The organism is Nocardia asteroides, from assembly GCF_900637185.1.
Lineage (GTDB): Bacteria > Actinomycetota > Actinomycetes > Mycobacteriales > Mycobacteriaceae > Nocardia > Nocardia asteroides.
This window is the reverse complement of sequence record NZ_LR134352.1, coordinates 2,765,577-2,790,748: the sequence shown is the minus strand read 5'-3', so window position 1 is coordinate 2,790,748 and position 25,172 is coordinate 2,765,577. Positions and strand designations below refer to the sequence as shown.

25 protein-coding genes, 1 rRNA gene and 1 pseudogene are annotated in these 25,172 nt (G+C 68.6%); 15 read left to right on the top strand and 12 right to left on the bottom strand.

Annotated elements, in window-relative coordinates:
* Positions 1 to 140: 140 nt before the first annotated feature.
* Positions 141 to 1,657, bottom strand: a 16S ribosomal RNA gene (locus EL493_RS13145).
* Positions 1,658 to 2,228: 571 nt separating this feature from the next.
* Between EL493_RS13145 and EL493_RS13140 the strand changes: the two genes are divergently transcribed.
* The gene (locus EL493_RS13140; RefSeq protein ID WP_198041027.1) at positions 2,229 to 2,807 is read left to right on the top strand and encodes a SanA/YdcF family protein; all 579 of its coding nucleotides are present in this window, start codon (positions 2,229 to 2,231) and stop codon (positions 2,805 to 2,807) included.
* Positions 2,808 to 2,841: 34 nt separating this feature from the next.
* Here the strand turns inward: EL493_RS13140 and EL493_RS13135 are convergent, their stop codons facing one another.
* On the bottom strand, positions 2,842 to 3,417 hold the full coding sequence (locus EL493_RS13135) for a hypothetical protein (RefSeq protein ID WP_019050167.1): 576 nt from the start codon (positions 3,415 to 3,417) through the stop codon (positions 2,842 to 2,844).
* 138 nt (positions 3,418 to 3,555) lie between these two features.
* On the opposite strand from EL493_RS13135, the gene EL493_RS13130 reads away from it, so the two are divergent.
* Together EL493_RS13130 and EL493_RS13125 are read left to right on the top strand one after the other, a co-directional pair.
* Positions 3,556 to 3,810: a hypothetical protein gene (locus EL493_RS13130; protein ID WP_019050166.1), complete on the top strand. Its 255-nt coding sequence runs from the start codon at positions 3,556 to 3,558 to the stop codon at positions 3,808 to 3,810.
* A gap of 93 nt (positions 3,811 to 3,903) precedes the next feature.
* Positions 3,904 to 7,230 (top strand): DEAD/DEAH box helicase, encoded by a 3,327-nt coding sequence (locus tag EL493_RS13125; RefSeq protein ID WP_019050165.1) that lies wholly within the window; start codon positions 3,904 to 3,906, stop codon positions 7,228 to 7,230.
* On the opposite strand, the gene EL493_RS13120 is transcribed toward EL493_RS13125, so the two are convergent.
* From EL493_RS13120 to EL493_RS13105, 3 genes are all read right to left on the bottom strand, one after another.
* Positions 7,212 to 8,270: a class I SAM-dependent methyltransferase gene (locus EL493_RS13120; RefSeq protein ID WP_019050164.1), complete on the bottom strand. Its 1,059-nt coding sequence runs from the start codon at positions 8,268 to 8,270 to the stop codon at positions 7,212 to 7,214. The genes EL493_RS13125 and EL493_RS13120 overlap by 19 nt on opposite strands.
* Positions 8,271 to 8,533: 263 nt before the next feature.
* On the bottom strand, positions 8,534 to 8,989 hold the full coding sequence (locus tag EL493_RS13110) for a PTS sugar transporter subunit IIA (protein WP_019050163.1): 456 nt from the start codon (positions 8,987 to 8,989) through the stop codon (positions 8,534 to 8,536).
* Positions 8,986 to 9,216, bottom strand: coding sequence for a glucose PTS transporter subunit EIIB (locus EL493_RS13105; RefSeq protein WP_019050162.1), 231 nt, complete (start codon positions 9,214 to 9,216; stop codon positions 8,986 to 8,988). Before EL493_RS13105 ends, EL493_RS13110 begins: the two co-directional genes overlap by 4 nt.
* Positions 9,217 to 9,443: 227 nt before the next feature.
* On the opposite strand from EL493_RS13105, the gene EL493_RS13100 reads away from it, so the two are divergent.
* The 6 genes and pseudogenes from EL493_RS13100 to EL493_RS13075 all read left to right on the top strand — a co-directional run bounded on the left by EL493_RS13100 (position 9,444) and on the right by EL493_RS13075 (position 15,625).
* On the top strand, positions 9,444 to 10,790 hold the full coding sequence (locus EL493_RS13100; protein ID WP_022566318.1) for a PTS transporter subunit EIIC: 1,347 nt from the start codon (positions 9,444 to 9,446) through the stop codon (positions 10,788 to 10,790).
* Positions 10,791 to 10,794: 4 nt separating this feature from the next.
* A complete protein-coding gene (locus EL493_RS13095; RefSeq protein WP_019050160.1) occupies positions 10,795 to 11,055 on the top strand; it encodes an HPr family phosphocarrier protein in 261 nt (86 codons plus the stop codon).
* On the top strand, positions 11,055 to 12,719 hold the full coding sequence (ptsP, locus tag EL493_RS13090; protein WP_019050159.1) for a phosphoenolpyruvate--protein phosphotransferase: 1,665 nt from the start codon (positions 11,055 to 11,057) through the stop codon (positions 12,717 to 12,719). The genes EL493_RS13095 and ptsP overlap by 1 nt, the downstream gene beginning before the upstream one ends.
* Positions 12,720 to 12,891: 172 nt before the next feature.
* Positions 12,892 to 14,068 (top strand): annotated as a pseudogene (locus EL493_RS13085) (N-acetylglucosamine-6-phosphate deacetylase).
* Positions 14,068 to 14,847, top strand: coding sequence for a glucosamine-6-phosphate deaminase (gene nagB / locus EL493_RS13080; protein ID WP_030202716.1), 780 nt, complete (start codon positions 14,068 to 14,070; stop codon positions 14,845 to 14,847). Before EL493_RS13085 ends, nagB begins: the two are co-directional and overlap by 1 nt.
* Position 14,848: 1 nt before the next feature.
* Entirely contained in the window at positions 14,849 to 15,625 is a 777-nt protein-coding gene (locus tag EL493_RS13075; RefSeq protein ID WP_019050158.1) for a copper homeostasis protein CutC, read from the top strand.
* A gap of 152 nt (positions 15,626 to 15,777) precedes the next feature.
* Here EL493_RS13075 and EL493_RS13070 read toward each other — a convergent pair whose 3' ends face one another.
* A complete protein-coding gene (locus tag EL493_RS13070) occupies positions 15,778 to 16,419 on the bottom strand; it encodes an HD domain-containing protein (RefSeq protein ID WP_019050157.1) in 642 nt (213 codons plus the stop codon).
* Positions 16,420 to 16,490: 71 nt separating this feature from the next.
* Complete coding sequence (locus tag EL493_RS13065; RefSeq protein ID WP_126405685.1) at positions 16,491 to 17,147, bottom strand: class I SAM-dependent methyltransferase; 657 nt, start codon at positions 17,145 to 17,147, stop codon at positions 16,491 to 16,493.
* 101 nt (positions 17,148 to 17,248) lie between these two features.
* Here EL493_RS13065 and EL493_RS13060 point away from each other — a divergent pair, with 101 nt between their 5' ends.
* Positions 17,249 to 17,833 (top strand): TetR/AcrR family transcriptional regulator, encoded by a 585-nt coding sequence (locus EL493_RS13060; protein WP_019050155.1) that lies wholly within the window; start codon positions 17,249 to 17,251, stop codon positions 17,831 to 17,833.
* Here the strand turns inward: EL493_RS13060 and EL493_RS13055 are convergent.
* Entirely contained in the window at positions 17,763 to 18,062 is a 300-nt protein-coding gene (locus tag EL493_RS13055; protein ID WP_019050154.1) for a hypothetical protein, read from the bottom strand. The genes EL493_RS13060 and EL493_RS13055 overlap by 71 nt on opposite strands.
* Positions 18,063 to 18,207: 145 nt before the next feature.
* Here EL493_RS13055 and EL493_RS13050 point away from each other — a divergent pair, with 145 nt between their 5' ends.
* Positions 18,208 to 19,143 (top strand): NAD(P)H-dependent flavin oxidoreductase, encoded by a 936-nt coding sequence (locus tag EL493_RS13050; protein WP_030202711.1) that lies wholly within the window; start codon positions 18,208 to 18,210, stop codon positions 19,141 to 19,143.
* A gap of 3 nt (positions 19,144 to 19,146) precedes the next feature.
* Here EL493_RS13050 and EL493_RS13045 read toward each other — a convergent pair whose 3' ends face one another.
* Together EL493_RS13045 and EL493_RS13040 are read right to left on the bottom strand one after the other, a co-directional pair.
* Positions 19,147 to 20,799 (bottom strand): CocE/NonD family hydrolase, encoded by a 1,653-nt coding sequence (locus EL493_RS13045; protein ID WP_022567279.1) that lies wholly within the window; start codon positions 20,797 to 20,799, stop codon positions 19,147 to 19,149.
* Positions 20,800 to 20,806: 7 nt separating this feature from the next.
* A complete protein-coding gene (locus EL493_RS13040) occupies positions 20,807 to 21,643 on the bottom strand; it encodes a thioesterase family protein (protein WP_019046070.1) in 837 nt (278 codons plus the stop codon).
* A gap of 104 nt (positions 21,644 to 21,747) precedes the next feature.
* On the opposite strand from EL493_RS13040, the gene EL493_RS13035 reads away from it, so the two are divergent.
* From EL493_RS13035 to EL493_RS13025, 3 genes are all read left to right on the top strand, one after another.
* On the top strand, positions 21,748 to 22,374 hold the full coding sequence (locus EL493_RS13035) for a TetR/AcrR family transcriptional regulator (RefSeq protein ID WP_022567278.1): 627 nt from the start codon (positions 21,748 to 21,750) through the stop codon (positions 22,372 to 22,374).
* Between the two features lie 84 nt (positions 22,375 to 22,458).
* Complete coding sequence (locus EL493_RS13030; RefSeq protein ID WP_022567277.1) at positions 22,459 to 22,917, top strand: hypothetical protein; 459 nt, start codon at positions 22,459 to 22,461, stop codon at positions 22,915 to 22,917.
* 133 nt (positions 22,918 to 23,050) lie between these two features.
* Complete coding sequence (locus tag EL493_RS13025; protein WP_126405683.1) at positions 23,051 to 23,263, top strand: hypothetical protein; 213 nt, start codon at positions 23,051 to 23,053, stop codon at positions 23,261 to 23,263.
* Positions 23,264 to 23,604: 341 nt separating this feature from the next.
* Here the strand turns inward: EL493_RS13025 and EL493_RS13020 are convergent, their stop codons facing one another.
* Both EL493_RS13020 and EL493_RS13015 read right to left on the bottom strand, forming a co-directional pair.
* A complete protein-coding gene (locus EL493_RS13020; RefSeq protein WP_022567275.1) occupies positions 23,605 to 24,033 on the bottom strand; it encodes a hypothetical protein in 429 nt (142 codons plus the stop codon).
* A gap of 55 nt (positions 24,034 to 24,088) precedes the next feature.
* Positions 24,089 to 24,589 carry a hypothetical protein gene (locus EL493_RS13015; protein ID WP_019046065.1) on the bottom strand — a complete coding sequence of 167 codons (501 nt, stop codon included), beginning with the start codon at positions 24,587 to 24,589 and terminating at the stop codon, positions 24,089 to 24,091.
* 135 nt (positions 24,590 to 24,724) lie between these two features.
* On the opposite strand from EL493_RS13015, the gene EL493_RS33045 reads away from it, so the two are divergent.
* Complete coding sequence (locus EL493_RS33045) at positions 24,725 to 25,027, top strand: hypothetical protein (protein WP_022567273.1); 303 nt, start codon at positions 24,725 to 24,727, stop codon at positions 25,025 to 25,027.
* Positions 25,028 to 25,172: the final 145 nt, after the last annotated feature.

The window sequence follows — 25,172 nt, the reverse complement described above, 5'->3', positions numbered from 1 at the left end:
AAGACTTTGCCCCGACCTCGATGCGATGAGTCAGTCAGTGTTCCACCCATGAGCGTCCGCAGTTCCACGAATGGGAACTAAACGGTCTCTGCCACAACCACTTTCACCTGTGTGAAGCGTCGTGGAGATGTGCTCCTTAGAAAGGAGGTGATCCAGCCGCACCTTCCGGTACGGCTACCTTGTTACGACTTCGTCCCAATCGCCGATCCCACCTTCGACGGCTCCCTCCACAAGGGTTAGGCCACCGGCTTCGGGTGTTACCGACTTTCATGACGTGACGGGCGGTGTGTACAAGGCCCGGGAACGTATTCACCGCAGCGTTGCTGATCTGCGATTACTAGCGACTCCAACTTCACGGGGTCGAGTTGCAGACCCCGATCCGAACTGAGACCGGCTTTAAGGGATTCGCTCCACCTCACGGTATCGCAGCCCTCTGTACCGGCCATTGTAGCATGTGTGAAGCCCTGGACATAAGGGGCATGATGACTTGACGTCGTCCCCACCTTCCTCCGAGTTGACCCCGGCAGTCTCTCACGAGTCCCCGCCATTACGCGCTGGCAACATAAGATAAGGGTTGCGCTCGTTGCGGGACTTAACCCAACATCTCACGACACGAGCTGACGACAGCCATGCACCACCTGTACACCGACCACAAGGGGGCCTACATCTCTGCAGGTTTCCGGTGTATGTCAAACCCAGGTAAGGTTCTTCGCGTTGCATCGAATTAATCCACATGCTCCGCCGCTTGTGCGGGCCCCCGTCAATTCCTTTGAGTTTTAGCCTTGCGGCCGTACTCCCCAGGCGGGGTACTTAATGCGTTAGCTACGGCACGGATCCCGTGGAAGGAAACCCACACCTAGTACCCACCGTTTACGGCGTGGACTACCAGGGTATCTAATCCTGTTCGCTACCCACGCTTTCGCTTCTCAGCGTCAGTTACTTCCCAGAGACCCGCCTTCGCCACCGGTGTTCCTCCTGATATCTGCGCATTTCACCGCTACACCAGGAATTCCAGTCTCCCCTGAAGTACTCTAGTCCGCCCGTATCGCCCGCAAGCTTGGGGTTGAGCCCCAAGTTTTCACGAACGACGCGACGAACCGCCTACAAGCTCTTTACGCCCAGTAATTCCGGACAACGCTCGCACCCTACGTATTACCGCGGCTGCTGGCACGTAGTTGGCCGGTGCTTCTTCTACAGGTACCGTCACTTGCGCTTCGTCCCTGTCGAAAGAGGTTTACAACCCGAAGGCCGTCATCCCTCACGCGGCGTCGCTGCATCAGGCTTTCGCCCATTGTGCAATATTCCCCACTGCTGCCTCCCGTAGGAGTCTGGGCCGTGTCTCAGTCCCAGTGTGGCCGGTCGCCCTCTCAGGCCGGCTACCCGTCGTCGCCTTGGTAGGCCATTACCCCACCAACAAGCTGATAGGCCGCGGGCCCATCTCGTACCGATAAATCTTTCCACCCTCAGACATGCATCCGAAGGTCATATCCGGTATTAGACCCAGTTTCCCAGGCTTATCCCGAAGTACGAGGCAGATCACCCACGTGTTACTCACCCGTTCGCCGCTCGTGTACCCCGAAGGGCCTTACCGCTCGACTTGCATGTGTTAAGCACGCCGCCAGCGTTCGTCCTGAGCCAGGATCAAACTCTCCGTTGAAGACTCTCAACCACACCCCGAAGGGTGTAATCAGAAATATCTAACTAGAGTCCGAAAACCTAGCAAAACCGAACACCAGCAAAAGTTTGCTGACATTCACGATGTCCACTCCTCAACCGGGGGGGTATGAGAAGCGGAGCCAATAATAATTGGCACTGACATTCATCGACACACTATTGAGTTCTCAAAGAACACACGCACAAGAATTCACCCACAACATTGTTGAGGGCTTCATCGGGGCAGGGTTCCAACTTAGCCCACGCAAGTGCCCCGACGCAAATCGGGGCTCGGTGAGCTGTCTTACTTGATGTTGTCGGCGCTCATCGTCCAACCTCGTTTTCCCTGGTACTCGGTACCGGGTCGGTGTCCGTGTCGCTCTGACTTGAATAAAGTTACGTGTCGACAAATGCAATGTCAAATTCCCTAGTCAGGGGTTGTTTCGTGTGTGGATTGCCGAATCGGGTTGCCGCGCCGGGGGGTCGGCGGCCGGTAGCGTGGCCGGCAACGACAAGACACGGGAGGGTCTGCGATGACGGGGCGGAATTCGAGGCGGCGGTGGGTTCGGCGGGTGGTGGGCGCCGGCATCGTGGTCGCCAGTGGCGTGGTGGTGGTGACGGCCGGGGCGAATATGGCTATGTGGGCCCTGTCGTCGGGGCATCGCAGTGATGTGGCCGGGGCTCCCGGGGTGCCCATGGTGATCGTGCCGGGGGCGAAGGTGGCGGAGGACGGGACGCCGATGGCTTATCTGCAGGGGCGGCTCGATGTGGCGATCGAGTTGGTGACGGCGGGGAAGGCCGGGGAGATCCTGTTGTCGGGGGACGCGGGTGGGACGTCCGGGGATGAGATCGCTTCGATGATGCGGTATCTGCTCGAGCACGGGATTGATCCGGCCATGGTGAAGACGGATGGGGAGGGGCTGTCCACGCGGGAGACGTGTGAGCGGGCGCGGGCGCTGTTCGGGGTGGAGCGGGCGATCATCGTCAGTCAGTTCCAGCATCTGCCGCGGGCGGTCGCGCTGTGCCGGGCGGCGGGGATCGAGGCCGACGGGGTGGTGGCGTATTGCGATTGCCGGCGGAGTACCGAGGTGCGCAACAACGTCAGGGAGTGGCTGGCCGCGCCCAAGGCTGTCGCGGAGATGGTGCTGCGCTGAGGTGCGCGGAACGTGCCCGGCTTCCCACCTCCGGCTAGCTGGCAGACGACGACCGGCGCAGCGCCTGCCACCATCTCCGCCTGGTCGGCGCGGGTGTGGCAGCGACGGGCCGGTTCCAGAGCGGGCCCGCCAACAGCATCCGGCACTTCGTGCGGGTGTCGTGCCGAAGAGAGGCCTGGTCGACGCTGTCGTCGTCGAGATGCCAGCAGAGGCCGTCGAAGTCGGCCGCCAGATCGGCCAGCTCAGGACTTCCGACTGCCGGCGTGAGCGCCAGATGGTCCAAGTCGGAGGCTATCCGGCTCAGGTGCTCGGGGACGACGCCGTCGTCGGTGAGCAAGCTGGTCGCGGCCCATCCGACCCGGCGCCTTCGCACGTCGACCTCCCGCGCAGACCACGCGGCTTCGCTGTTCTCGACCAACCCGAGTTCGGCGATCGCGATGCGGAACAGGGTGGGCGCGTCGCGGGTGTCGGTGCGATGCAGGCAGGCGAGTTCGACCAGCGCTGGGGAGTCATGGCCGTGCGTCAGGGCCTCGGCGGCCGCCATCGGCAGGTCTTCGGGGAAGAGTTCGCCCACCGCGAAGCGGTCGGCGATGCGGTCGAGGTCGCTCACCCGGTCAGCATGCGATAGCAACGCATGGCGGGCAACGGAGTTTCGGCACGACGTTTCCTCGGCGAAGGAACGGTCAACCCTGTCGGTCGGTCCAGACCTGCGAGGACCGGTTCTGATCAGCGCTTTCAGGAGGACATTGTGCGAATCGTCAAGGCAGTAGCGGTCGGTCTGGCTGTTGCGGCCGCCACAGTCACGGCGGCGGGTTCGGCCGTCGCGGAGCCGGAGCCGAAGGAGAACATCTACATCGATGTGACCGTGCTCGGGTGTTCGATCGGGGCGGGGCTGGGTGGGGACGTGCTCGTCGCGCTAGGCGGCGGGAGTGGGTCGAGTGCGTTGGTGAACTCGTCGCTGGCGGCGCGGATGCGGGCGGCCGGCTGCCTGCCGCGGCTGTAGGACCTGCGCCGATAGTCTCGCCGGCGACGGCGGGACCATCGGGGTGCCGCACCGGGGGAATCGCGATCGCGTACCGTGATCGGGGTTGTCAGCATGATGGCCGACGGAATGGGGTGCATCGTGGGCGGATCCGAGCATGCCGCGCGGCTCGTACGTTTCTGGCAGACCGTGGAGTTGTTCGGTCCGCAGCGCGTTCCCGACGTCGGCACGTGTCCGGACGGCGGGATCGTCGTCGAGCCGGCGGCGGATGATCCGGCGCCGTGGGAGAACCTGGCCGCACTGCCCGCCTTGCCGGCAGGCCGGGTGTGGCAGTTCGTCGTGTACGGCGGACTGTTCGGGATCGGGCGGGCGCGGGAGGCACTGGTCCGGGCGTTCGGTGAGGACCGGCTCGAACCCGACGCGCGGCGCGCGGGCGCTACCGCGGCGTTCGCGGTGACGTTGAGCGACGACGGTGTGGTGGTCGGTGGTTCGGCCACGCTGTCGGGGCTGGCCTGGGCGATCAATCGGCTTCGGTCCCCCGGGCCCGCCGACAGTGGCTGGACCGATGGGTTCGAGCATGATTCGGCGGCTTTCACCGCCGCCTTCGACACCATGACCAGGGAAGCCGCGGCGGTGAGCCCCGAGGAGGCGCCGCAGTCGCCCCGGTGGCGGGCGCTGGATGTCGCGGGGCGCGGGGTGGGGGCTTCGCTCATCGCGGCGGGGGCCGACGGTGTCATCTCCCCCGGGCTGGCGGGGATGTCGGCGCTGGCATTCGCCGAGCGTGTCATGCCGCGCGATCCGGAGGAACTCGCCGAGGCGCCCCGGCTGACCGGGCGTGATCTGCATTCCTTCGCCGGGGAACTCTGTGGGGCGCTCGGGATTCGGTCGGAGCTGCGGGCGGGTGGCCTGCGGATCGCGTGTGTGCAGGTCGCGGCGCGGGATGCCGACAGTGCGGCCGGTGCGGATCGGCTCAACAGTGGGCTGGGTGCGGAGCTGGCCGCGCTGGCCGGGGCGGTCGAGCGCGGGGATGTCGGTGTCGCGCTGCGGGACTATCTCGCCGCCACCGAGACGCTGCCGATCGACGATCGGATCGATGTCCGGCGGCGCCTGGACGTGGTGGTCGAGGGTCTGCTCCCCCATCTGGTGCCGGACGGGCGCTGGCCCGGTGACCCGCTGGTGTCCGGGCAGCAGTTCGCCGTGGACCGGGCGATGGCCGAATTGCGGGACAGCGCCGGGATTTTCGCGGTGCACGGTGCGCCGGGGACCGGCACGACGACGATGCTGCGTGATCTGCTGGCGGGCATCGTGGTCGAGCGGGCCGCGCAGCTGGCCGTGTTCGACAATCCCCTCGACGTGTTCACCGGGCTCACCGAGCAGGTGCAGGTCGCCAAGAACTACACGGTGGCCGCGCATCGGCTCGCGGGGAATGTCACCGGGTTCGAGGTGGTGCTGACGACCGGAAGCGAGGAAGCCGCGGCCGATGTGGTCAGCGAGATCCAGCGGCGCGACGCCGTCGACCGCGAAGTGGAGCACTTCACCCAGCTGGCCGAGCTTGTCGGCGGCGAACCCTCGTGGGGCCTGATCGCGGCGGCCATGGGTGACGACCGGCGCGCCTTCGGTGAGCGGTTCTGGTTCGGCGACCGGTTCGACACCGAACGCAAGTCGGGCGCGGCCGCGGGCGGGATGCTCGATCTGCTGAAACAGGCCGAGGCCGACCCGGATTCGATTCCGGACTGGTCGACGGCCGTACGCGACTTCACCACCAGGCACGCGGAGGTGCGCAGGCTCGCGCAGGAGCGGCAGGACGTCGCCGACGCGGTGGCCGAGCTGCCCGACATGAACGCGAGCTTGCAGTCGATGACCGCCGAGATCGCGAATGCCGATACCGCGCACGCGCATTGGCGGGAACGGCATCAGCTGGCCACCGAGCATCTGCGGGCCGCGCAGGCCACCCACCACCGGATCGGTGTGCTGCTCACCGAGCACGGCGGACAGAAGCCGGAGTTCATGGCGTCGCTGTCGTCCGGGTTCGGCGCGGGGCGGCGGTGGAGCGCCAAGAGCAACGAGCTGCTGCGCGAACGGCACATCGCCGAATCGGAGATGCGGCGGCGGCAGACCGAGGTCGAGTACACGCGCGGGCAGTGGGCGGAGGCCGCCGAGCACGGGCGCGGGCTGATCCGGGCGCATCTGGAGCTGACGGCGCGGCGCGAGGCGGCGCTGGAGATCATCGAGCGGGCCAGGGAGATCTGGGCCGACACCATTCCGTTCGGCGATGTGTCCGGCGACGACGAGCAGTTCCAGCTGTGCAATCCGTGGGCCGACGAGCAGTACGCCACAGCGCGGCGCGAGCTGTTCCTGTCCGCGCTGCGGCTGCACCGGGCGTTCCTGCTCGACGCGGCGCCGCGGGTGCGCGACAACCTGATCGTCGCCATCGCGTTGATCCGCGGGGAGCTGGCCGAGGAGCCCAAGCCGGACACTGTGGCGGCCGCATGGCAGACGCTGTTCCTGGCGGTACCGCTGGTCGTCACGACCTTCACGGCCGCGCCGCAGCTGTTCGCCGGGCTCGGGCGGGAAGCGCTGGGCTGGTTGTTCGTCGACGACGCCGGGCAGGCGGCGCCGCAGTCGGTGGCCGGCGGGTTGTGGCGGGCGCGACGCGCGGTGATCGTGGGCGATCACCGGCAGCTGGGCCCGGTCGGGACGCTGCCGACCTCGGCGCAGGAGGCACTGGTCCGCAAGTACGGGCTGGATCGGGAATGGCTGCCGGACCTGGCTTCGGCGCGGCGGGCAGCCGACCGGGGCGTGCGATACGGGACGTGGCTGACCCCGGCCGATGCCGCCGGGCCCGTGTGGGTGGGTGCGCCGTTGCGGGTGCATCGGCGCAGTGATCTGCCGATCTTCGAACTCACGCACCGGATCGCCTACGACGACGACCTGCTCGTCTTCGGGACGCCCGCGCGGGCGGAGTTCCCCGGGCAGGATCGCTGGATCGATGTGCGATCGGCGCGGGCCGAGGGGAATTGGATTCCCGGCGAGGGTGAGGCGCTGGCCGAGCTGCTCGCGCGGCTGGTCGAGGAGGGCGTCGCGGCGGGTGAGATCCGGGTCGTGAGTCCGTTCCGGGATGTGGCACGCGGGGCGCGGGAGGTGGCGCGGGAGGTCCTCGGGGCGGAGTTCGCCCGGCATCAGGTGGGGACCGTCCATGCGATGCACGGGAATTCGGCCGAGGTGGTGGTGTTGATCCTCGGTACCTCGCCCGCGGCGGGTGGGTCGCGGCGGTGGGCGGCGGCCACGCCGAATGTGCTCAATGCGGCGGTGTCGCGGGCGCGGCGGCGGGTGTATGTGATCGGCAACTACCGGTTGTGGAGCAGCCAGCGGTATTTCGACGCGCTGGCCGCTCAGTGGACCGTGCAGGACGAGCCGGTGCGTCAGACGGTGAGCCGGTAGAAGCGCCAGAAACCGAAGTCCTCGATGGGCAGGACCTCGACGTCGGTGAAGCCCGCCTTGGTCGCGTACTCGGCCAGGGTCGAGGTGCGCATGACGGTGCCGGTGCCCGCCGAACCGGGGTGAGCCATGCCGTCGGGCAGGCAGATCAGCAGGCTGAAGCCATACATCAGGCGGTCGACATCGTCGGCGGGGGCGGTGAATTCGGGGGCGACGGCTTCGTCCATGACGATGACGGCGCCGCCGGGGCGCAGCGCCTTGCGCATCGCGGTCAGCACCTCGACGGGGTGGGGCATGTCGTGCAGGCACTCGAAGGCGAAGACCGCGTCGTAGGTGGCTTCCGGAAGGGCGGTCGCGGCGTCGGCGTGGTGGAAGTGGACGCGGTCGGCCAGGTCGGCGGCATTGTCGCGGGCCATGGTCACCGAGGGTGGATCGATGTCGTAGCCGTCGACCGACAGCTCCGGGTAGGCGCGAGCCAGCGCGATCGAGGACCAGCCGCCGCCCGCGCCGATATCGGCGGCTTTGGCGCCGGGGCGGGCGAGCAGGGCGTGCAGGTCCGGGACGCCGGCCAGGTCGGCGGCGAGGCGGTGTTCGAACCACGGGCGGTTCATGTCGGACTGTGATTCGCGCATGTCGGCGCCGTATTCGGACCAGCCGACCCCGCCACCGTCGCGGTAGGCGGTGACCAGCGCGGGCAGCTGGACGGCGGCGCCGGCGAGCATGCGGGCCAGCGGTGCCAGGTAGTTGAGGCTGCCGCGATCGGTGAGCACCTCCGCCGCGCCCGCGGGCAGGGCGAATCGGCCGTCGGCGTCGACGGTCAGGATCTCGGACGCGGCCTGCTGTTCGAGCCATTCCCTCGCGTAGCGCGGGTCGCCGCCCGCCCGTGCGGTCAGCTCGGTCGCGTCGGCGGGGCCGTGGTCGACCAGCGCCTGATACCAGCCGAGCCGATCGCCGAGGTGCACCGCCAGGATGTCGACGGCGCCCAATGCCGCACCGAACAGCCGGTCGGCGAACTGCTCACTGGTCTGCTCCGCTGCGCTCATTGTCGAACCTCCTGCACTCGTGGCCACTGGGACGAACTACGAGCCGGCGGACGGGATGGTTCACCGGAACCAGTTCTGCCCGCCACCACCGCCGGGCGGGGAATGTCACCGGTCCTCCGGTCCGTGCGTCCCGATCACGTGGATTGGCGCCGGTGGCGGCGGGAACGGTCCCGTGTATACCGGGCGCGTGCGGGTGATCGGGCCCGACGAGTACGGACTGGACGACGACAACGACGGCGTCGGCTGCGAAAACAGCTGAGTCGCTACGGCGAATCGAACAGTGGGGTACCCGATTCGACTTCGGTGCCGATCGTGTCGGTGGTGATCGAGTCCTTCGCGGAGTCCATGACGACGATCGGGCAGACCGGGGAGTAGCCGGTGGCGGCGATCTCGGTGGGGTCGAAGGTGACGATCGGGCCGCCCGCGGTGACCTCGTCGCCTTCGGCGGCCAGCAGGTCGAAGCCTTCGCCCTTCAGCTTCACGGTGTCGATGCCCAGGTGGACCAGGACGCCGACGCCGCCGCCGAAGATGACGAAGGCGTGCGGGTGCAGCTTGAGGATCTTGCCCGCGATGGGGGCGGTGACCATCAGGGTGCCGCGGGTGCGGTCGGGGTCGATCGCCACGCCGGAGCCGACGAGTTGGCCGGCGAAGACCGGGTCGGGAACGTCGGCCAGGGCGACGACCTTCCCGGCGAGCGGGGCGAGCACCGGAATGCTCACAGGATGTCCTCGATGTCCTCGGCGAGGGTGTCCGCTTCGGGGCCGACGACCACCTGGACGACCGTGCCCGACTTGAGCACGCCGTGCGCGCCTGCGGCCTTGAGCGCGGCCTCGTCGACCTTGGCGCCGTCCTTCACCTCGGTGCGCAACCGGGTGATGCAGGCCTCGATCTCGACGATGTTGTCCGCGCCACCGAGACCCTGGACGATCGCTTCCGCTTTGGACATGTGTTCTCCCTTTCCGCGGTGGTTGCCGGTTCCAGTATGGGAGCCTCGAATGTGCGCCACGTCATATTTCGCGGTTGACATCCGGCGGCCACCTGGTCAAACTGACAACTGGTTATGACCGGACAGTACCCGTCGAGGGCACCGGTTCACAACAGTTAACCCGGACCGGCCGCCAAGTCCGTCCGGCTCGCCGAGACCGCCGGGAACCCGGCACGAAGAAGGTCGACATGACTGCCGTTACCGACAGCCCCCAGCAGGAATCGAAGGTGTTCGCGGGTTTGCAGCGCCTGGGTCGCAGCCTCATGCTGCCGATCGCGGTGCTCCCCGCGGCAGGCATCCTGCTGCGCCTCGGGCAAGACGATCTGCTCGGCCGGTTCTCCGCGCTCGAGAGCACGGCGTCGGTCATCTCGGCGGCGGGTCAAGCGGTCTTCACGTGGTTGCCGCTGATCTTCGCGGTCGGTATCGCGATCGGCTGGGCCAAGAAGTCCGACGGGTCGACCGCGCTGGCGGCGGTGGTCGGGTACATGGTGATCGACGGCGTGTTCAACGCGATGTCGCCGATCGTGCTGGAGGGCAAGACCGATCCGAAAGGCGCGCAGGCGCTGATCAACTACGGCGTGCTCGGCGGCATCGTGATGGGTCTGCTGTCGGCGATCCTGTGGCAGCGGTTCTATCGCACGAAGCTGCCGGACTTCCTCGGCTTCTTCAACGGCAGGCGGCTGGTGCCGATCCTGACCGCGATCACCGGCCTGATCGTCGGCGTGGGCATGGCGTTCATCTATCCGGCGTTCAACTCCGCGCTCACCTGGGTGGGTGAGACCGTCGCCGACAACACCGTGATCGGCGGCGGCATCTACGGCGCGGCCAACCGCCTGCTCATCCCGACCGGCCTGCACCACATCCTCAACTCGACCGTGTGGTTCCTCGTCGGCGACTACACCGACGCCTCCGGTCAGCTGGTGCGCGGCGACCTCAACCGCTTCTTCGCCGGCGACCCGACCGCGGGCACCTTCATGACCGGCTTCTTCCCGATCATGATGTTCGCGCTGCCCGCCGCCGCGCTGGCGATCTGGCGCAACGCGCGGCCCTCGCAGAAGAAGCTGGTCGGCGGGATCATGCTGTCGACCGGTCTCACCGCGTTCGTCACCGGCATCACCGAGCCGCTGGAGTTCTCGTTCATGTTCGTGGCGTGGCCGCTGTACGTAGTGCACGCGATCCTCACCGGCACCTCGCACGCGCTGGTCAACGCGCTCGGCATCCACGACGGGTTCACCTTCTCGGCCGGCGCCATCGACTACCTGCTGAACTTCGGCAAGGCGACCGACGCGTGGCTGCTGATTCCGATCGGTCTGGGCTACGCGGTGATCTACTACGTGTTGTTCAGCTTCGTGATCAAGAAGTGGAATCTGCGCACCCCGGGTCGCGAGGCGGAGACCGATGTGGAGGCGGGTGCGCCCGATGTCGCCGCGGTGGAAGCCGAGGCGGCGCTGACCGCGACCGGCGACACGCGCACCGACGCGCCGCTGGTCGCCGAAGTCGAATCGAAGCTGGACAAGAAATTGGAAGGTGAGTGAGGACATGACCACCCGCACTGTCGTCGTCGGATCCGAAGTGGGGCTGCACGCCCGGCCCGCCGCGACATTCACCCAGGCCGTACAGGCCACCGGGGTCCCCGTGCGGATCTCGGTGGGCGGCGGCGAACCGGTCGACGCGGCGAGCGTGCTCGCGGTGATGACGCTCGGCGCTGCACACGGCGCCGAGGTGACCCTCCACGCCGACGACGAGGCGGTGCTGGACCAGCTGGCCGCGCTGATCGCCACCGATCTGGACGCCGCCTGATGGGCGAACACGTGATCCGCGGTCTCGGCGTGAGTCCCGGGGTGGTGTGCGCGCCGTGGCTGCGGTTCGGCTCCCAGCTCGCGACCTCCCCGCAGGACCCGGTGGGCGGCTCGGTCGAGGACGAGCTGGCGCGGGTCAAAGAGGCGCTCGGCGGCGTGGCCGACGAGATGCAGGCCAGGGCGGCGCGCGTGAGTGGCGTCGCGGCGGAGATCCTGTCGATGTCGGCGACGATGGCCCGCGATCCGGGCATCGTCGCCGCCACCGAGCAGCAGCTCGGCGACGGGATGCCGACCGCGCACGCGGTGCACCTGGCGTTCGAGGGGTTCTGCGCCAAACTCGAGGCGCTCGGCGGGTACATGGCCGAACGCGCGACCGATCTGCGCGATATCGGCGGGCGCACCGTCGCGGTGCTGCTGGGCGAACCGATGCCGGGTATTCCGGCGCCGGGACATCCGTTCGTGCTGGTCGCGCGGGATCTCGCACCCGCCGATACCGCCATGCTCGGCGACAGCGATGTGGTCGGGCTGCTGACCACCGAGGGCGGGCCCACCAGTCACACCGCGATTCTGGCGAAGTCGCTCGGGCTGCCCGCGGTGGTGAACTGCCCCGACACCGACCGGCTCGTCGAGGACGCGCCGGTGCTGCTCGACGGCGGTACCGGCGATGTGGTGATCGATCCGAGTCCGCTGCGTCAGCAGGCCGCGATCGAGCAAGCGGCCGCCGACGCGGCGCGGCTCGCCGCGGCCAGCGGGCCCGGTCGGACCGCCGACGGGACACCGGTGCAACTGCTGGTGAACATCGGAACCGTCGACGACGCGGCCAAGGCGGGGCCCGAGGACAGTGAGGGTGTCGGACTGTTCCGCACCGAGTTCATGTATCTCGGGAAGGCGTCCGCGCCCGGTCTCGACGAGCAGATCGCCTCCTACACCGCGGTTCTCGAGCAGTTCGCGGGGCGCAAAGTGGTGGTGCGCACCCTCGACGCCGGCTCGGACAAGCCGCTGCCGTTCCTCGATCTGGGGACCGAGGAGAATCCCGCGCTGGGTGTGCGCGGGCTGCGGATCGGGACGGTGTTCCCGGATACCCTGGCCACCCAGCTCACCGCGCTGGCGCGGGCCCAGGAAGCCACCGGTGCCGATCTGTGGGTGATGGCGCCGATGGTCGCCACCGCCGACGAGGCGGTCGGATTCGCCACGCTCGCACGGGAATCCGGGTTGCGGACCGTCGGCGCGATGATCGAGATCCCGGCGGCGGCGCTACGGGCCAACGATCTGCTGACCCACCTCGATTTCGTCAGTATCGGCACCAACGATCTCAGCCAGTACACGTGCGCGGTCGACCGGATGGCCGGCGGGCTCGCGCACCTGCTCGATCCGTGGCAGCCCGCGGTGCTCGATCTGATCGCCATGGTCGGCGCGGCGGGGTCGGCGGCAGGGAAGCCGGTCGGGGTGTGTGGTGAGGCGGCGTCGGATCCGGCGCTGGCGCCGGTGCTGGTGGGGCTCGGGGTGACGAGTCTGTCGATGTCGGTGCCCGCGTTACCCGCGGTGCGGGCGGCGTTGTCGGCGGTGGATGTGGAGCAGTGCCGGGACGCGGCCGATGCGGCGTGCGCGGCGCGGAATCCACAGCTGGCGCGTGAGGCGGTCGCGGCGATCATCGGGCGGGCATGAATCGGAGAAGAGTCCGGGTAGGTCGGGTGCGGTCGGTGGCCGCCGGCCGGGTGATGGCAAGTTCGGCCTCTGACACCGACGATGCTGTCGATCACGCGGTACACCGTGCGCCTGCGCGATTCGTCGACCTGTTCGACTCGAGCCGGTGCCTCCATCCAGCGGAGTGGAAGCAGTGGTGAGCGCTGCCGGCGTAGTGCGGGGGCGACTGGTCGGGGCGGACAGCGGCGAAATCGCGGACGGGGTAATCGAATACGCGGATGGGGTCATTACGTGGGTGGGAGGAGCCTCCGAATATCCTGCCGCTGAAGAGCTTCCGATCCCTGGTGATGATCTGGTGGTGCCGGGGCTGATCGACCTGCACTGCCATGGTGGGGGCGGGTTCGGATTTCCCAATGCCGATGCCGGTGGGGGTCGAGTGGCGGCCGCCGAGCATCGGGGGCAGGGCAGTACCGGGTTGCTCGGGAGTTTGGTGTCGGCGCGGCCGGACGTGCTGATCCGGCAGGCGGGAATCCTCGCCGATCTCGTGGCCGACGGGCAGTTGCTCGGAATCCATCTCGAGGGGCCTTTCCTCAATGCGACGCGGTGTGGTGCGCAGGATCCGGCAGCGATCATCCCGGGCGATCCCGCGTTGTTCGAGCGGATCTGTGCAGCCGCACGCGGCACGGTGCGGTCGATGACATTGGCGCCCGAGACCGCGCACTTCGCGGAACTGCTCGCTGCCATGCGCCGGCACGGGGTTGTGCCGAGTCTCGGGCACACCGATGCCGACGCGGCGACCACGGCTGCGCGCATCGCCGACGCGATCGGCGGGCCGATCACCGCGACGCATCTGTTCAACGGGATGCCGGGGCTGCATCACCGCTCCCCCGGGCCGGTCGCCGCGTGCCTCGCGGCCGCCGGACGCGGGGACATGGTGGTCGAATTGATCGCGGACGGTGTGCATCTGGCGCCCGAGACCGTCGCGATGGTGTTCGACACGGTCGGGCCGGACCAGGTCGCGTTGGTGTCGGACGCGATGGCGGCCGCCGGGCTGGGCGACGGTGACTATCAGCTCGGCGCGCTGGACGTGCGGGTGCGCGAGGGTGTCGCCCGGCTCGCCACCACCGACGGTGTACCGGGCGCGATCGCGGGCGGCACCGCTCGCCTGCTCGATGTGGTGCGGCCGGACAGTGCGGGACGCGAAGGTTCCGCTCGTCGACGCCGTCACCGCCGCGACCCGCACGCCGGCCCGGGTGCTCGGGCTCGCCGATCGCGGCACGCTGTCCGTCGGGGCGCGGGCCGACCTGCTCGTCACCGACCAGTCATTGCAGCCGCGGCGGGTGCTCGTCGCCGGAACGGAAGGAACCTGATGGAAATCGTGATCCGGGCGGACGAACACGAGGTGGCCACCACCGTCGCCGATATCGTCGGCGGCTATGTGGCGCGCGGCAACGCGATCCTGGGGCTCGCCACCGGGTCGTCGCCGCTGGGCAGCTACCAGGAACTGGCGCGTCGCTGCCGAGCCGGGGAGATCGACTTCTCGACGGCGAGCGCGTTCCTGCTCGACGAGTATGTGGGGTTGCCGAAAGAGCATCCGCAGTCGTACTTCTCGGTGATCCGCGCCGAATTCGTCGACCACGTGAACCTCGATCCGGCGCGGGTGCTGAGCCCGAACGGCGAGGCGGGTGACATCGGCGGCGAGGGCAGGCGCTACGACGCCGCCATCGCCGCGGCGGGTGGGGTCGACGTGCAACTGCTCGGGATCGGCACCGACGGCCACATCGGATTCAACGAGCCGGGCTCGGCGCTCACCTCGCGGACCAGGGTGAAGACGCTGACCGAGCAGACCCGCAAGGACAATGCCCGTTTCTTCGACGGCCCGGACGATGTGCCGCATCACGTGTTGACCCAGGGGCTCGGCACCATCGGCGAAGCCGGGCACCTGGTGATGATCGCGCTGGGGGCGGGCAAGGCCGATGCCATCGCCGCGGCGGCGGAGGGACCGCTCTCGGCGTTCTGCCCCGCCTCGGTCATGCAGTGGCATCGGCACGTCACCGTGGTGAGCGACGAGGCGGCGGCGAGCAAGCTGAAGCTGGCCGACTATTACAAGTACGCACTGGCGAACAAGCCTGCCTGGCAGTCGTTCTGAGATGACCGCGCTCGAGTTCGCGGTGCAGGATGTGGCGGGTGCGCTGGCCGCCCGCCGGGTCGGCGCGGACCGGGTGGAGCTGTGTGCGGCGCTGGGCGGCACCGGTGGACTGACCCCGAGCATCGGGACTCTGTCCGCGGTGGTGGCCACCGGGATTCCGGTGCACGTGCTGATCCGCTGCCGGGCAGGCGGTTTCGTGTACGACGCGGACGAGGTCGCGGTGCTGAACGCCGACGCTATGGCTGCTGTCGCGGCCGGGGCTGCCGGCCTCGTACTCGGCGCGCTGACCCCGGATGGGCAGGTCGACACCGAGGTGCTGGGGCGCGTGCTCGACGGAGTTCCGGTCGACGACATCGAACTCACCTTTCATCGGGCCATCGATCGCATCGATGATCGGGCAGCGGCTTTGGACGAACTGATCTCGCACGGGATCACCCGGGTCCTCACCTCGGGCGGCGCACGGCGGTGCGCCGACGGCATGGACGAGCTGGCCGCCCTGGTCCGACACGCGGCAGGTCGCATCCAGATCATGGCCGGCGGCGGCGTCACCGTGGACGACATCGCGGCCCTACATCGGATCGGCGTCGATGCGGTGCACCTGTCGGCCCGCCGCATCGTCACCGATGACGGCGGACCGGGCGGTGGTGGCACGTCCGGGCGCGACCAGCTCGACGAGGTCTTGGCGGCCGCGGTCGCCGCTGAGCTGCGCGCGTTGGACGCGGCCCGCGTCGTTCCCGGCGAACAGGCGGTCCAGAACTACCCCGGCTTCGGCAGCTGACCGCGCGACGGGGCGGGGTGGGTACCCGCTGTAGGCGGTCCAGGTATTAGAGACCAACGTCGTAGGTCAGCGAGGAGCATGTTCCCGTCGAGCGAAAGGCACTGCGTGACGACGATGCCACCACGCCAGGCCGCGGGGCCGAGTCCGCAGCATCAAGAGCGTTCGGCGAGAATCAGTTCCGCCTCGCCGGGACTGCACTCGAAGGCGGCCTGGACCGCGGCGATCGCCTGTGTGTGGTCTCCCGCCGCGACGAGGCGGTCGATCTCGACCCAGTGATCTGTCGGCGGCGCCACCGACAGGTCGAGAGCACGCTCGAGCCGTTCCCACATGCGGGCGACGGTCGGATCGCCTTCCAGAAGCGCACCGAGGTGGGACTTGAACGTCGGGTGTTCGGTGCGGTACATGCCCATCCAGCTGCTGCCGGAGGGGCTGGCCTCGGCATTGGCGGTGCGGTCGGCCAGTTTCAGGATGACGGCGGGCGGATGGGCGGCGATCTTGGTGTAGGCGTCGAGATTGCGGGCCTTGCGGTCGGGGCCGACGCCGGTCACCGCCCACACGAGGTCGAGAACCGCACGGCCGAAACGGGATTCGACCTCGTCGGCGGTGATCGGGGTGTCCTCGACGACGTCGTGCAGCCAGGCGGCGGTCCCCAGCTCGCCGTCGTAGCCGAAGTCGTCGAGGACCCGGCGTACCGCGGCGAGATGGTAACTGTAGGGATGGTCGCCGTAGCGCTGGTCGCCGTGCGCGGCGAGCGCGAACTCCCGGGCTTCGGATTCCCGCTGATCGATGGCCATGCCGCACCCCCGTGCTCGACTGATCGTGTCGAGCTCGACCCTAGCCGAGGGCACCGACAGGTGCGGTCCGATCAGGTGGCCGGCTTCACCGCCGTGAGGATGCCGGTCTGATACCGGCTCTGGGTGTAGACCGGGTCGGTGAAGCCGAGTGCCTCGAGCTGATCGCGATAGCGCCGGATGTCGACGGCGGCGAACGGGTCACCGTCCTGGAAGCGGGCGAAAACCCGCCGCATCCGCGGGCTGGGCGAGGCATCGGCCAGCAGCAGCGTGCCGCCGGGACGCAGCACCCTCGCCATCTCGGCGAGCGCGGCGGAGCGATGCCGCTCCGGGATGTGGTGCATGACGAAAGTGCAGGTGACAACGTCGAATTCGGCATCGCCGAACGGGAGTTCCTGGGCTGGACCCCGCTCGTAGCGGTACCGGCCCGCGCGATCACGGCGGCGGTTGTCGGCGACGGCCACCTCGGACGGGTCGACGCCGGTGGCGAGTCCCGACGGACCGGCCGCGTCGCCCGAAGCGCGGACGAGTTTGCCCGGACCACACCCGATATCGAGCGTGCGACGGCCCGGCGTGATCCCGGCGCGCGCCACGAATTCGGCGAGCAGTGTGCGCTGCCTGCCGAGGAAGAACACCGCGGTGAACAGGTTGTAGCGGCGCAGCCCGGTCATGACGAGGCCGGTGTCGCCGTCGTCGACGAACATGGGAGTGAGAAGCTGATTCCTTGACATGGGTCCATGGTCGGACGCCGACAACGCCCCCGACCAGGACCAGAATCGCCGGAACTGTCCGTTTCCGGACAGATCGGGGGAATCCGTCCCGTGGAGGAACGATGGCCGAGCACACCGATCGCCGGGTCCGCCGGACCAGGGACAACCTGCACCGCGCCCTCATCGAGCTGATGATCGAGCGCGGCTACGACCGGGTGACCGTCAGCGATGTCATCGAGCGGGCCGATGTCGGGCGGTCCACCTTCTACGCGCACTATCGCGACAAGGACGACCTGCTCCTGGTGAGCTGCACCGATTTCCTCCGCAGCGAGATCACCCGGACCGCCGCGCCGGGATCACCGCTCGCGCCGCTGCGGGTGATGTTCCAGCTCGCCGCGCGCTACCCGGAGGTGTATCTGCCGCTGATCGGGCCGAAAGCGTCGACGACGGTGCTGCACAGCTATCGGCAGGCGGTCACCGACCTAGTCGGTGAACTGCTTCCCGATCAGTCCGCCGAGGCGGTGCCGTTCCTGTCATGGGCGCTGCTGGGCAGCCTCGGCACCGTGATCGACCGAGCATCCCCGACCCCGCCCGAGAAGGCCTGGCGGCGGTTCGAGGCGCTGGCACTGCACGGAATCAGTGGTGCCAGCGCAGATCCGGCCACGGCGGGCGGCGCAGCAGCGCCAGCGCCGCGATCACACCGGTGAGCAACCCTATCCATTCCCCCAGTTGCGCGATGCGGTTGCTGTCCATCGCCGGGGTCCAGTGCGCGCGACCCGCGTGGATCACGAACACCCCGACCGGGCGCGGTGGCCTGCCGAATCCGCCACCGCGCGCGACGGTGATCACCGTGGCGCCGTCGGCGGTCTCCACCGGCTCGCCGAACACCACGGGTGGCTCGGTGACCAGCTGTTCGACCTTGTCCCTGATCGTCATCCGAACCCCCGGTTCGTCGTCGCGACACTGCTGACGAACATACGCGAGCGAGGGCACGACGGGAGCCGGACCGACTTGGCATGATGGATGAGCCCCAGCCACGACGAGAGGTGCCGCGCCCATGACCACCACCCCGGAGCTCGACATCCTGGCGACGCCCTGGTCACGTTCGCTCGGTCTGCGCGTCCCGGTGGTGAACGCGCCGATGGGCGGCGCCGCCGGTGGCCGGCTCGCGGCGGCGGTGACCGCGGCGGGCGGGCTGGGCATGATCGGGATGGGCAGTGCCGGCTCGGTGGCCGCGCTGGAGCGCGAACTGGCCGCCGCCGACGGCACGGTGCCGGGGATCGGCCTCGTCGACTGGGTGCGACAGCGCGAGGCGGGGCTGCTCGAAACGGCGATCGCGGCCCGGCCGCGGCTGCTGTCGATCAGTTTCGGCACCGATTTCTCCTGGGTGCCACTGGTGCGGGAGGCCGGGATTCTCGCGGTCACCCAGGTGTACGACGTGCCGGGTGCGCATCGGGCGCAGGACGCGGGCATCGATGTGATCGTGGCCCGGGGTAGCGAAGGCGGTGGGCACGGCGCGGACCGGCTCGCACTGCTGCCGCTGCTCGACGCGGTGCTCGACATCGCGAACGTGCCGGTGCTGGCGGCGGGTGGTATCGGGTCGGGACGCACACTGGCCGCGGTGCTGGCGGCCGGCGCGTCCGGAGCCTGGCTGGGGACCTCCCTGGCCGCGGCGGAGGAATCGTTGCTGCCGGAGAACGCGCGCCGGGCGATGCTCGCCGCCGACTCCACACACACCGTGCTGACCACGTCGTTCGACGAAGTCCTCGACCTGCCGTGGCCGCCGATCTACCCGGCGCGGGTGCTGCGCAACGATTTCACCGATCCGTGGTCGCGACCCGAGCTCGACGAATCGCGGCCCGGCCCCGACCGGCTGCGCGCGGCCATGGCCGACGACGATGTGACCATCGCGCCGGTCGACGCGGGCCAAGGGGTGGGCCTGATCAGACACATCGAGCCCGCCGCGGCGATCGTCGAGCGGATGTGCGGGCAGGCCGCGGCGCTGCTGCGTCGCTGAGGGTCAGCCGACCGGATTGCGCAGCTCGACCGCGCGCGCCGGATCGTCGAGCAATCCGTGGTCGAGCTGGACGGTTTCCTCGGTGCGCCACCGCGCGTGCCAGATCGGTACGCCGCCGGGCAGATTCGTGTCCCTGGCCGTGGTGAGCAGCGGGAGTTCGAGGCGCGCCGCGCGCACGGTGACGGCGGCGTTGGCCGGGGCGTGCGACCACACGTCGTCGACGACATCGGTGATGCGGATGCCCAGGCGGTGCCCGGTGGCCAGGCGCGCGTCCTGCCAGAGCAGGCGGATCTCGGCCTGCGGGCGGACCGGCGCGATGCCACGCGACAGGACGGTGGCGCGACCGTCGGGCGCGATGTCGTAGAGCTCGAGCGCCACGGTGGCTTCCGGCGGTCCGGACAGGGACAGGGTCGCCGTGGAACGGCCTGCCAGATGCAGGGGCGCGGTCACCGGCGCCGAGACGGACCAGATCTCACGGTCGGGGCCGGGCAGCAGGCCGCGATCGGTGAAGGTGCCGGTGCGCAGGTCGACCGGCACGCGCTGGGAATCGGCCGGGGGCCAGACGTTTTCGCCACGCCAGCCGCCGTCGAACTGACCCACGGTGACCGGCGGACCCGGCACCTCCACACCGGTACCTGCCACGTGCCGGTCCAGGAACGCGGCCAGTTCGTCGGTGAAATGCGGTGTGCCGCATCGGCTGCGGCAGTCGGAGTGACCCCACTGACCGAACCAGGCGCGATGTTCGCCGGGGCCCATCGCCTGCCAGGCGTCGAGGACACGGTCGGCGCGGGTGTTGGAGTCGAGGAAACTCTGGCCGAGGAACAGCGGAGTGGTGTTGCCGCGCAGGTCTTCGACGATGTCGCGGTCGCGCCAGCCGGGGTTGGCGGCGTCGTGGTCGGTGGTGAGGGCGAGATAGCCGTCGAGGCAGGCCTGCGTCATCTGGACGGCGTTGGCCTGATATTCGGGTGAGTCGTCCCAGCGGCCGGGGGTGTGCGCGATGGCCAGGTGTTCCGGGCCCGCGAGATCGGCGGGACGCAGGCCGTCCTCGGTGAGCGGTTTACCGCCGAACTTCCACGAGATGCCCTGCATGTACAGGTAGGAATACGGGTCGACGACCGGTTCGAACGCGGCCACGGCGGCCAGGCCCTTCGGTTTCGCGGCCAGCGCGAGCATGCCGGTCCAGCCCTCGTAGGAGGTGCCGACCACGCCGACCCGGCCCGTCGACCACGGTCTGCTCGCCGCCCACTCGACCGCGGTGACCACGTCGGACTGCTCCCCCGGGCCGCCGAAGTCGGGGCAGCCGTTGGAGCCGCCGAAACCGCGCAGGTCCACGATCACATAGGTGTATCCGGCGCGCAGCGCCCACTCGACCGGCAGGTTGTCGGTCGACGGGCCGCCTTCGGGACGTGGCTGGGTGAGGTAGGCCAGGTGCGCGCGATAGGGGCTCGCGGTCAGCAGGACCGGGGTGCGCGCGTCGTCGGGGAGGCCGGCCGGGCGCAGGATGTCGGCGTGCAGGCGGGTGCCGTCGGGCGCGGTGAGGTAGTCCTGGGTCCAGGTGAACGGGACCGTCAGCGGGTCGGCCGAGGCCGGCGCCGTCATACCCAGGACCAGCGCCACACCGGTCAGCACCCGCGCCACCATCGCACCCCATTGCACGGATGGACTATCGCCGTTCGCCGGTCCGGCGTCCAGCCCCGAGATCCGGGGGCCGCTGGTGCGGTTGCGGGCGGACGGTGAGGATCTGCTCGGCGACGCCGACCGGACCGTTGACGTCGTGCAGCACGGTGCTGGTCAGGCCCTGGCCGGACCGGCCGAAGGTGACAGAGGTGTCGAGGCCGGTCCACTCGCCCTCGGGCCGCCGGTACAGGTGGATCGTCAGGTCCACGTTGGGGAACATCCACTTGGTGGGTTCCTGCCGGACCGCGATGCCGTTGGCGGTGTCGACCAACGCGACGAACGAGGCCAGCGCATCGGTGGGTTCACCGGCCACCAGATCAAGGGCCGAGTGGATCCAGGCGGCGGTGCGTCCCGGCTCCGGACGGCTGACGGGACGGGTGTCGATCGAGGCGATGTAGCCGCCGGACCACAGCGAGCTGAGCTGCCACGACTCCAAGGTCTCGGGCGCAGGCAGCCGGTCGGGCTCACCGCCGGCGACGCTGTCGGTGTCCTGGGCGCTCAGCAGCCAGGCCCTGGCGCTGACGACACTGCGGCCCGCGATGACGACCGTGGCTTCGACCAGTTCGATCGTCCGGCCCGGACGCAGGGTCCGCACCTCGATCTCGAATTCCTCGAAGCCGATGCGGCCGAGGATGTCGAAACTGATCCGGCTCATGACCAGGGCGTTTTCGCCGCGGCTGCGCTGGATCTCGTGGACGATCAGGCCCCCGAGCGGGCTGAAGTGCTGCTCGTCGTCGGCCCAGGCACCGCCCGCGTGGACGGTGGGCACGAATCGGTGTTCGCCCACGCGCTGGAAGTAGCTGGTTGCGCTCGTCTCCGTCACAAAAATCAACCTACGGGTCGAGTTTTCATCCCACAAGTCGAACCACCATCTTCGTGGTCGACTTCACGGCGCGAGCGATGGTCGGGCCCGGATATGATCGGCCGATGACTTCGATGGCGGACGAGAGCGTCGCGCCCGCCGGGCGCGCGGCCAGACGCCGCGATCGCCGCAAGGCGGAGATGATCGACGCCGCGCTGCAGATCCTGGTGAGCAGCGGCTACCAGGGGATGCGGTTCGAAGATGTCGCCGAACGCTCCGACATCGCGAAAGCCACGCTCTACCACTACTTCCCGAGCAAAGACGCGCTGGTCTCGGCGGCGCTGGAGAAACTGACCGGCGACGTGCTGACCCACCTCGGCGAAGCCTTGGACATGGCGGCCGACCGGTCGGCCACCGACCAGCTGCGCGCGCTCGTCGCGGCCCAGTTGCGGGTGCTGACGGTGCTGTATCCCGAAGTGGGCACGCTGTTCTCGTTCCCGGCGCCGTGGCCGACCGAGCACACCGAGTCGATCAAGACCATGCGGCGGCGCCACGACCGGATCTTCCGCGAGGTCGTCGATCGCGGGATCGCGGCGGGCGAGTTCGACTGTCCCGATCCGTCGGTGGCGCTGCACTGCCTGCACGGCATCCTCAACCACGCCTCGATCTGGCTGCGCCCGGACGCCGATCCGGACGGGCGCACCCGCGACGCCGTCGTCGACGAAGCGCTGCGCCTGTTCATCCGGGCCTGATCGACCCGCACCACGGTGTCGGACCGGGCGAGTAGGGTGGCGGCGCGGGCGGGGAATTCCCGTTCGGTCCGGGAGGGAATCACCGTGGCGGAACCCAGAAATCACCACTATCAGTTCGCGCATCGCGTACTGCCGGAACTGGCGCAGCGTATCGGCCCGCAGATGGTCACCGAGGAGCCGCCCGCCGGCTACACCGACGTGCTGAAGTTCCTGTGGGACAACGTCGGCGAGAACCTGGCGCCCGAAGACCGGCTACCCAGCGACAGCGTCACGGGCCGCCGCATCGAGGCCGACGGCTTCCGCCTGCTCCTCGTGCAGCTCCCGGAACCCGCCGCCCCCACCGAAGCCCACTTCGTCGCCGTCGTCCTGCCCGAGGACGCCGACCAGGTCCGCTACTTCACCCTCGAACGCGCCGCACTCCAGCCCGACGCCACCATGCTCGGCTCCTGGTCCGACCACAGCCACTTCAACCTGGGCCCGGGCCCCCACCCCGACCCCACCGCCTTCGTCGCCGCCATCCAGGCCCGCCTCACCACGCGGTAGGTTCACCCGGCTCGACGACCGAAGCACGAGCAAGTCGTGGGTGAAGTTCCGCGCGGGTGCGACCGGACCTCCGCGGTGCCAGAAGGTTGCCCCCGATGAGCGCGCTCGGCACCGACGGTCCATAATCGAACACATGTGCGAATCTGTGCGCCCTTATGTGCGCACCGGCGTGTGGACAGAACCGGCGCCCCGGTTCTGCCCGAACGGGCACCGCCTGGGCGCCGGGCGGTCGATCGTCACCGTGATGCCGTGTCGGCGCATCGGTGGCCACCACCGCATGCACTCCTGCCTCGCCTGCGGCGCGACCACCTACAGCCCGCCCGCGCACAACGATTGCGTGCACTGAGTCCGCGCGCCGTTCACCACCGGACAACAGAAAATCACCTCCGATGGGTCGAAGGGGATTTTCCTGCACTTACCACGTACCGGCGGACCTTTCAGCCCTGGCGGCGCAGGTCAGGCTTACACGTCGTAGAAAGTGCTCGGACTCACTGCAGGACGTTTGCAGGTGACGGACACCAACGGCACGGTTGCCTGACCTGCTCGTTTGATTGATGCCGTCGTTGGTCGCATGTGGGTGTCTCCGCGTTCGCTGCGGACGGATTGCGGACGGTCGACCTTTTGCTTCCTACCGCGCGGAGCCAATCGCCCATCGTCGAACGTCCGCTCATGCCGACGAGCGAGTGCTCAAACCGCATCGGAGGACCGGATACTGACGATCGCACCCGCTGCGCGCAGTTCAATTGCCAGAACCTCCATCTCGACCCTGGTTCCTTCGAGCCCCCTGCTACAGAGTTCCTCGGCCATCGCGCGGGCTTCGACGAGCGACAGCGCTCTGACCTTGCGAAGCGCCTGCATCACCACCACTGGCGTGGCGCTACCCGCGGCAAGCTCAAGGGCGGTCGGGCCGTTCGCGTCCAAGATTGCGATGCGCATACCGGTGAGCGGCGTCGGGTATCCGCATTCGTTCCAGCAGCACCCGCACTCGGGGCAATCACCTTCGAGATCCCACAGATGTGTACCGCCTGTGAGCACTTCGACGATCGTTACTTCGATCAGCGATCCACATTCGATGCACTCGGTCATGTAGGGCGCGGATTCGAGCACGGTGTTCATCTGTCGAGTCCTAGATTTTGTGTTGCAAGCCGTGCCGCCACCCCGTCGACAGTCGTCAATCGGCGGCACTCAAGGACAGGCGAGCCACGTGCGTGCGGGAGATCAACACGAAATCATCCCAGATATTGGCGTAGTACCCTTCCGGCTGGATCTTCACCTGCGCTGCGAATCGGATGGTGCCGAGCAAGTTCTCGACGTCGCGGGCGTAATCGTCTACCAGCGCATCCAGCGCGCCCTCATGGGCGCATAAACCTCGCGGTGGGTGCATCCGACGCACGGCGCTGCGCAAGTACTCTGGCCATCGCGAGACCGGTTTTATCACCTCGGTGTTGAGAACCGGGTCCGCGACGACGCGGAGTATGCGATCCCGCGGTGGCGTACGGCGAATGAACAGCTCGCCGTCCAACGCAATGACTGGGTCGAGGTCGATGCTGACGGCGTGATTGGTGGCCGACATCGTCTCCTCGAGGAGGAGCGCAGCGTTGGCCGCCGCCGATAGCAGGGATCGGTCGGCCGGATCGGCGCGGTCGCAGCGATGGCCAGTCTTCTTTCCCATGAAAAGAGTATCGATCAGCGATCGGGGCCAAGCGACCGGTTTGCCTGCTGAGACGGCCGAACTCAATACCCTGCAATTGCCGCCTATCGCACGTTCTGGTGACCGGCATCGGCCCTGGTCTGGGTTGGCCCGCGCATGAAGGGGGAACCGCGCTGGTTCAAGACCGTCACCGTGGTGAGCGACGACGGGACGAAGAAGCGCGAGCAGGTGCCATCGGCGAACTACGGAGTTGGCAAGAAGTGGCGTGCTCGGTACGTCGACGAACACGCCAAGGGGTTCGACCGCAAGACCGATGCGCAATCCTGGCTGAACGCGCAGATGTCCACGCTTGTGCAGGGCACTCACGTGTCACCACGGGATGCTCAACTGAACCGCTCCCCCGATGGGCAAGCAGAAGCCGTATGTAGCTACGCCGCAACAGGTTTGGGCGATCCATGACGCGTTTCCGGAACACCTCCGGGTGGCCGTTCTCCTCGGCGCGTTCGCGGATCTCCGAGTCGCTGAGGTATCCGCGCTCGAGGTCGCTGACGTCACCTACGGGCATCTGTGGCCGGACGCAGACGAGTCCACCCGAACCGCAATC

Bases quoted from the DNA above. Each gene is read 5' to 3' on its own strand.
- EL493_RS13025 (WP_126405683.1), top strand. From the start codon at position 23,051: ATGTGCGAATCTGTGCGCCCTTATGTGCGCACCGGCGTGTGGACAGAA.
- EL493_RS13015 (WP_019046065.1), bottom strand. From the start codon at position 24,589: ATGGGAAAGAAGACTGGCCATCGCTGCGACCGCGCCGATCCGGCCGAC.
- EL493_RS13065 (WP_126405685.1), bottom strand. From the start codon at position 17,147: ATGTCAAGGAATCAGCTTCTCACTCCCATGTTCGTCGACGACGGCGAC.
- EL493_RS13120 (WP_019050164.1), bottom strand. From the start codon at position 8,270: ATGAGCGCAGCGGAGCAGACCAGTGAGCAGTTCGCCGACCGGCTGTTC.
- EL493_RS13125 (WP_019050165.1), top strand. From the start codon at position 3,904: ATGATGGCCGACGGAATGGGGTGCATCGTGGGCGGATCCGAGCATGCC.
- EL493_RS13055 (WP_019050154.1), bottom strand. From the start codon at position 18,062: ATGACGATCAGGGACAAGGTCGAACAGCTGGTCACCGAGCCACCCGTG.
- EL493_RS13105 (WP_019050162.1), bottom strand. From the start codon at position 9,216: ATGTCCAAAGCGGAAGCGATCGTCCAGGGTCTCGGTGGCGCGGACAAC.
- EL493_RS13060 (WP_019050155.1), top strand. From the start codon at position 17,249: ATGGCCGAGCACACCGATCGCCGGGTCCGCCGGACCAGGGACAACCTG.
- EL493_RS13095 (WP_019050160.1), top strand. From the start codon at position 10,795: ATGACCACCCGCACTGTCGTCGTCGGATCCGAAGTGGGGCTGCACGCC.
- EL493_RS13035 (WP_022567278.1), top strand. From the start codon at position 21,748: ATGACTTCGATGGCGGACGAGAGCGTCGCGCCCGCCGGGCGCGCGGCC.
- nagB (WP_030202716.1), top strand. From the start codon at position 14,068: ATGGAAATCGTGATCCGGGCGGACGAACACGAGGTGGCCACCACCGTC.
- EL493_RS13020 (WP_022567275.1), bottom strand. From the start codon at position 24,033: ATGAACACCGTGCTCGAATCCGCGCCCTACATGACCGAGTGCATCGAA.
- EL493_RS13075 (WP_019050158.1), top strand. From the start codon at position 14,849: ATGACCGCGCTCGAGTTCGCGGTGCAGGATGTGGCGGGTGCGCTGGCC.
- EL493_RS33045 (WP_022567273.1), top strand. From the start codon at position 24,725: ATGAAGGGGGAACCGCGCTGGTTCAAGACCGTCACCGTGGTGAGCGAC.
- EL493_RS13100 (WP_022566318.1), top strand. From the start codon at position 9,444: ATGACTGCCGTTACCGACAGCCCCCAGCAGGAATCGAAGGTGTTCGCG.
- EL493_RS13070 (WP_019050157.1), bottom strand. From the start codon at position 16,419: ATGGCCATCGATCAGCGGGAATCCGAAGCCCGGGAGTTCGCGCTCGCC.
- ptsP (WP_019050159.1), top strand. From the start codon at position 11,055: ATGGGCGAACACGTGATCCGCGGTCTCGGCGTGAGTCCCGGGGTGGTG.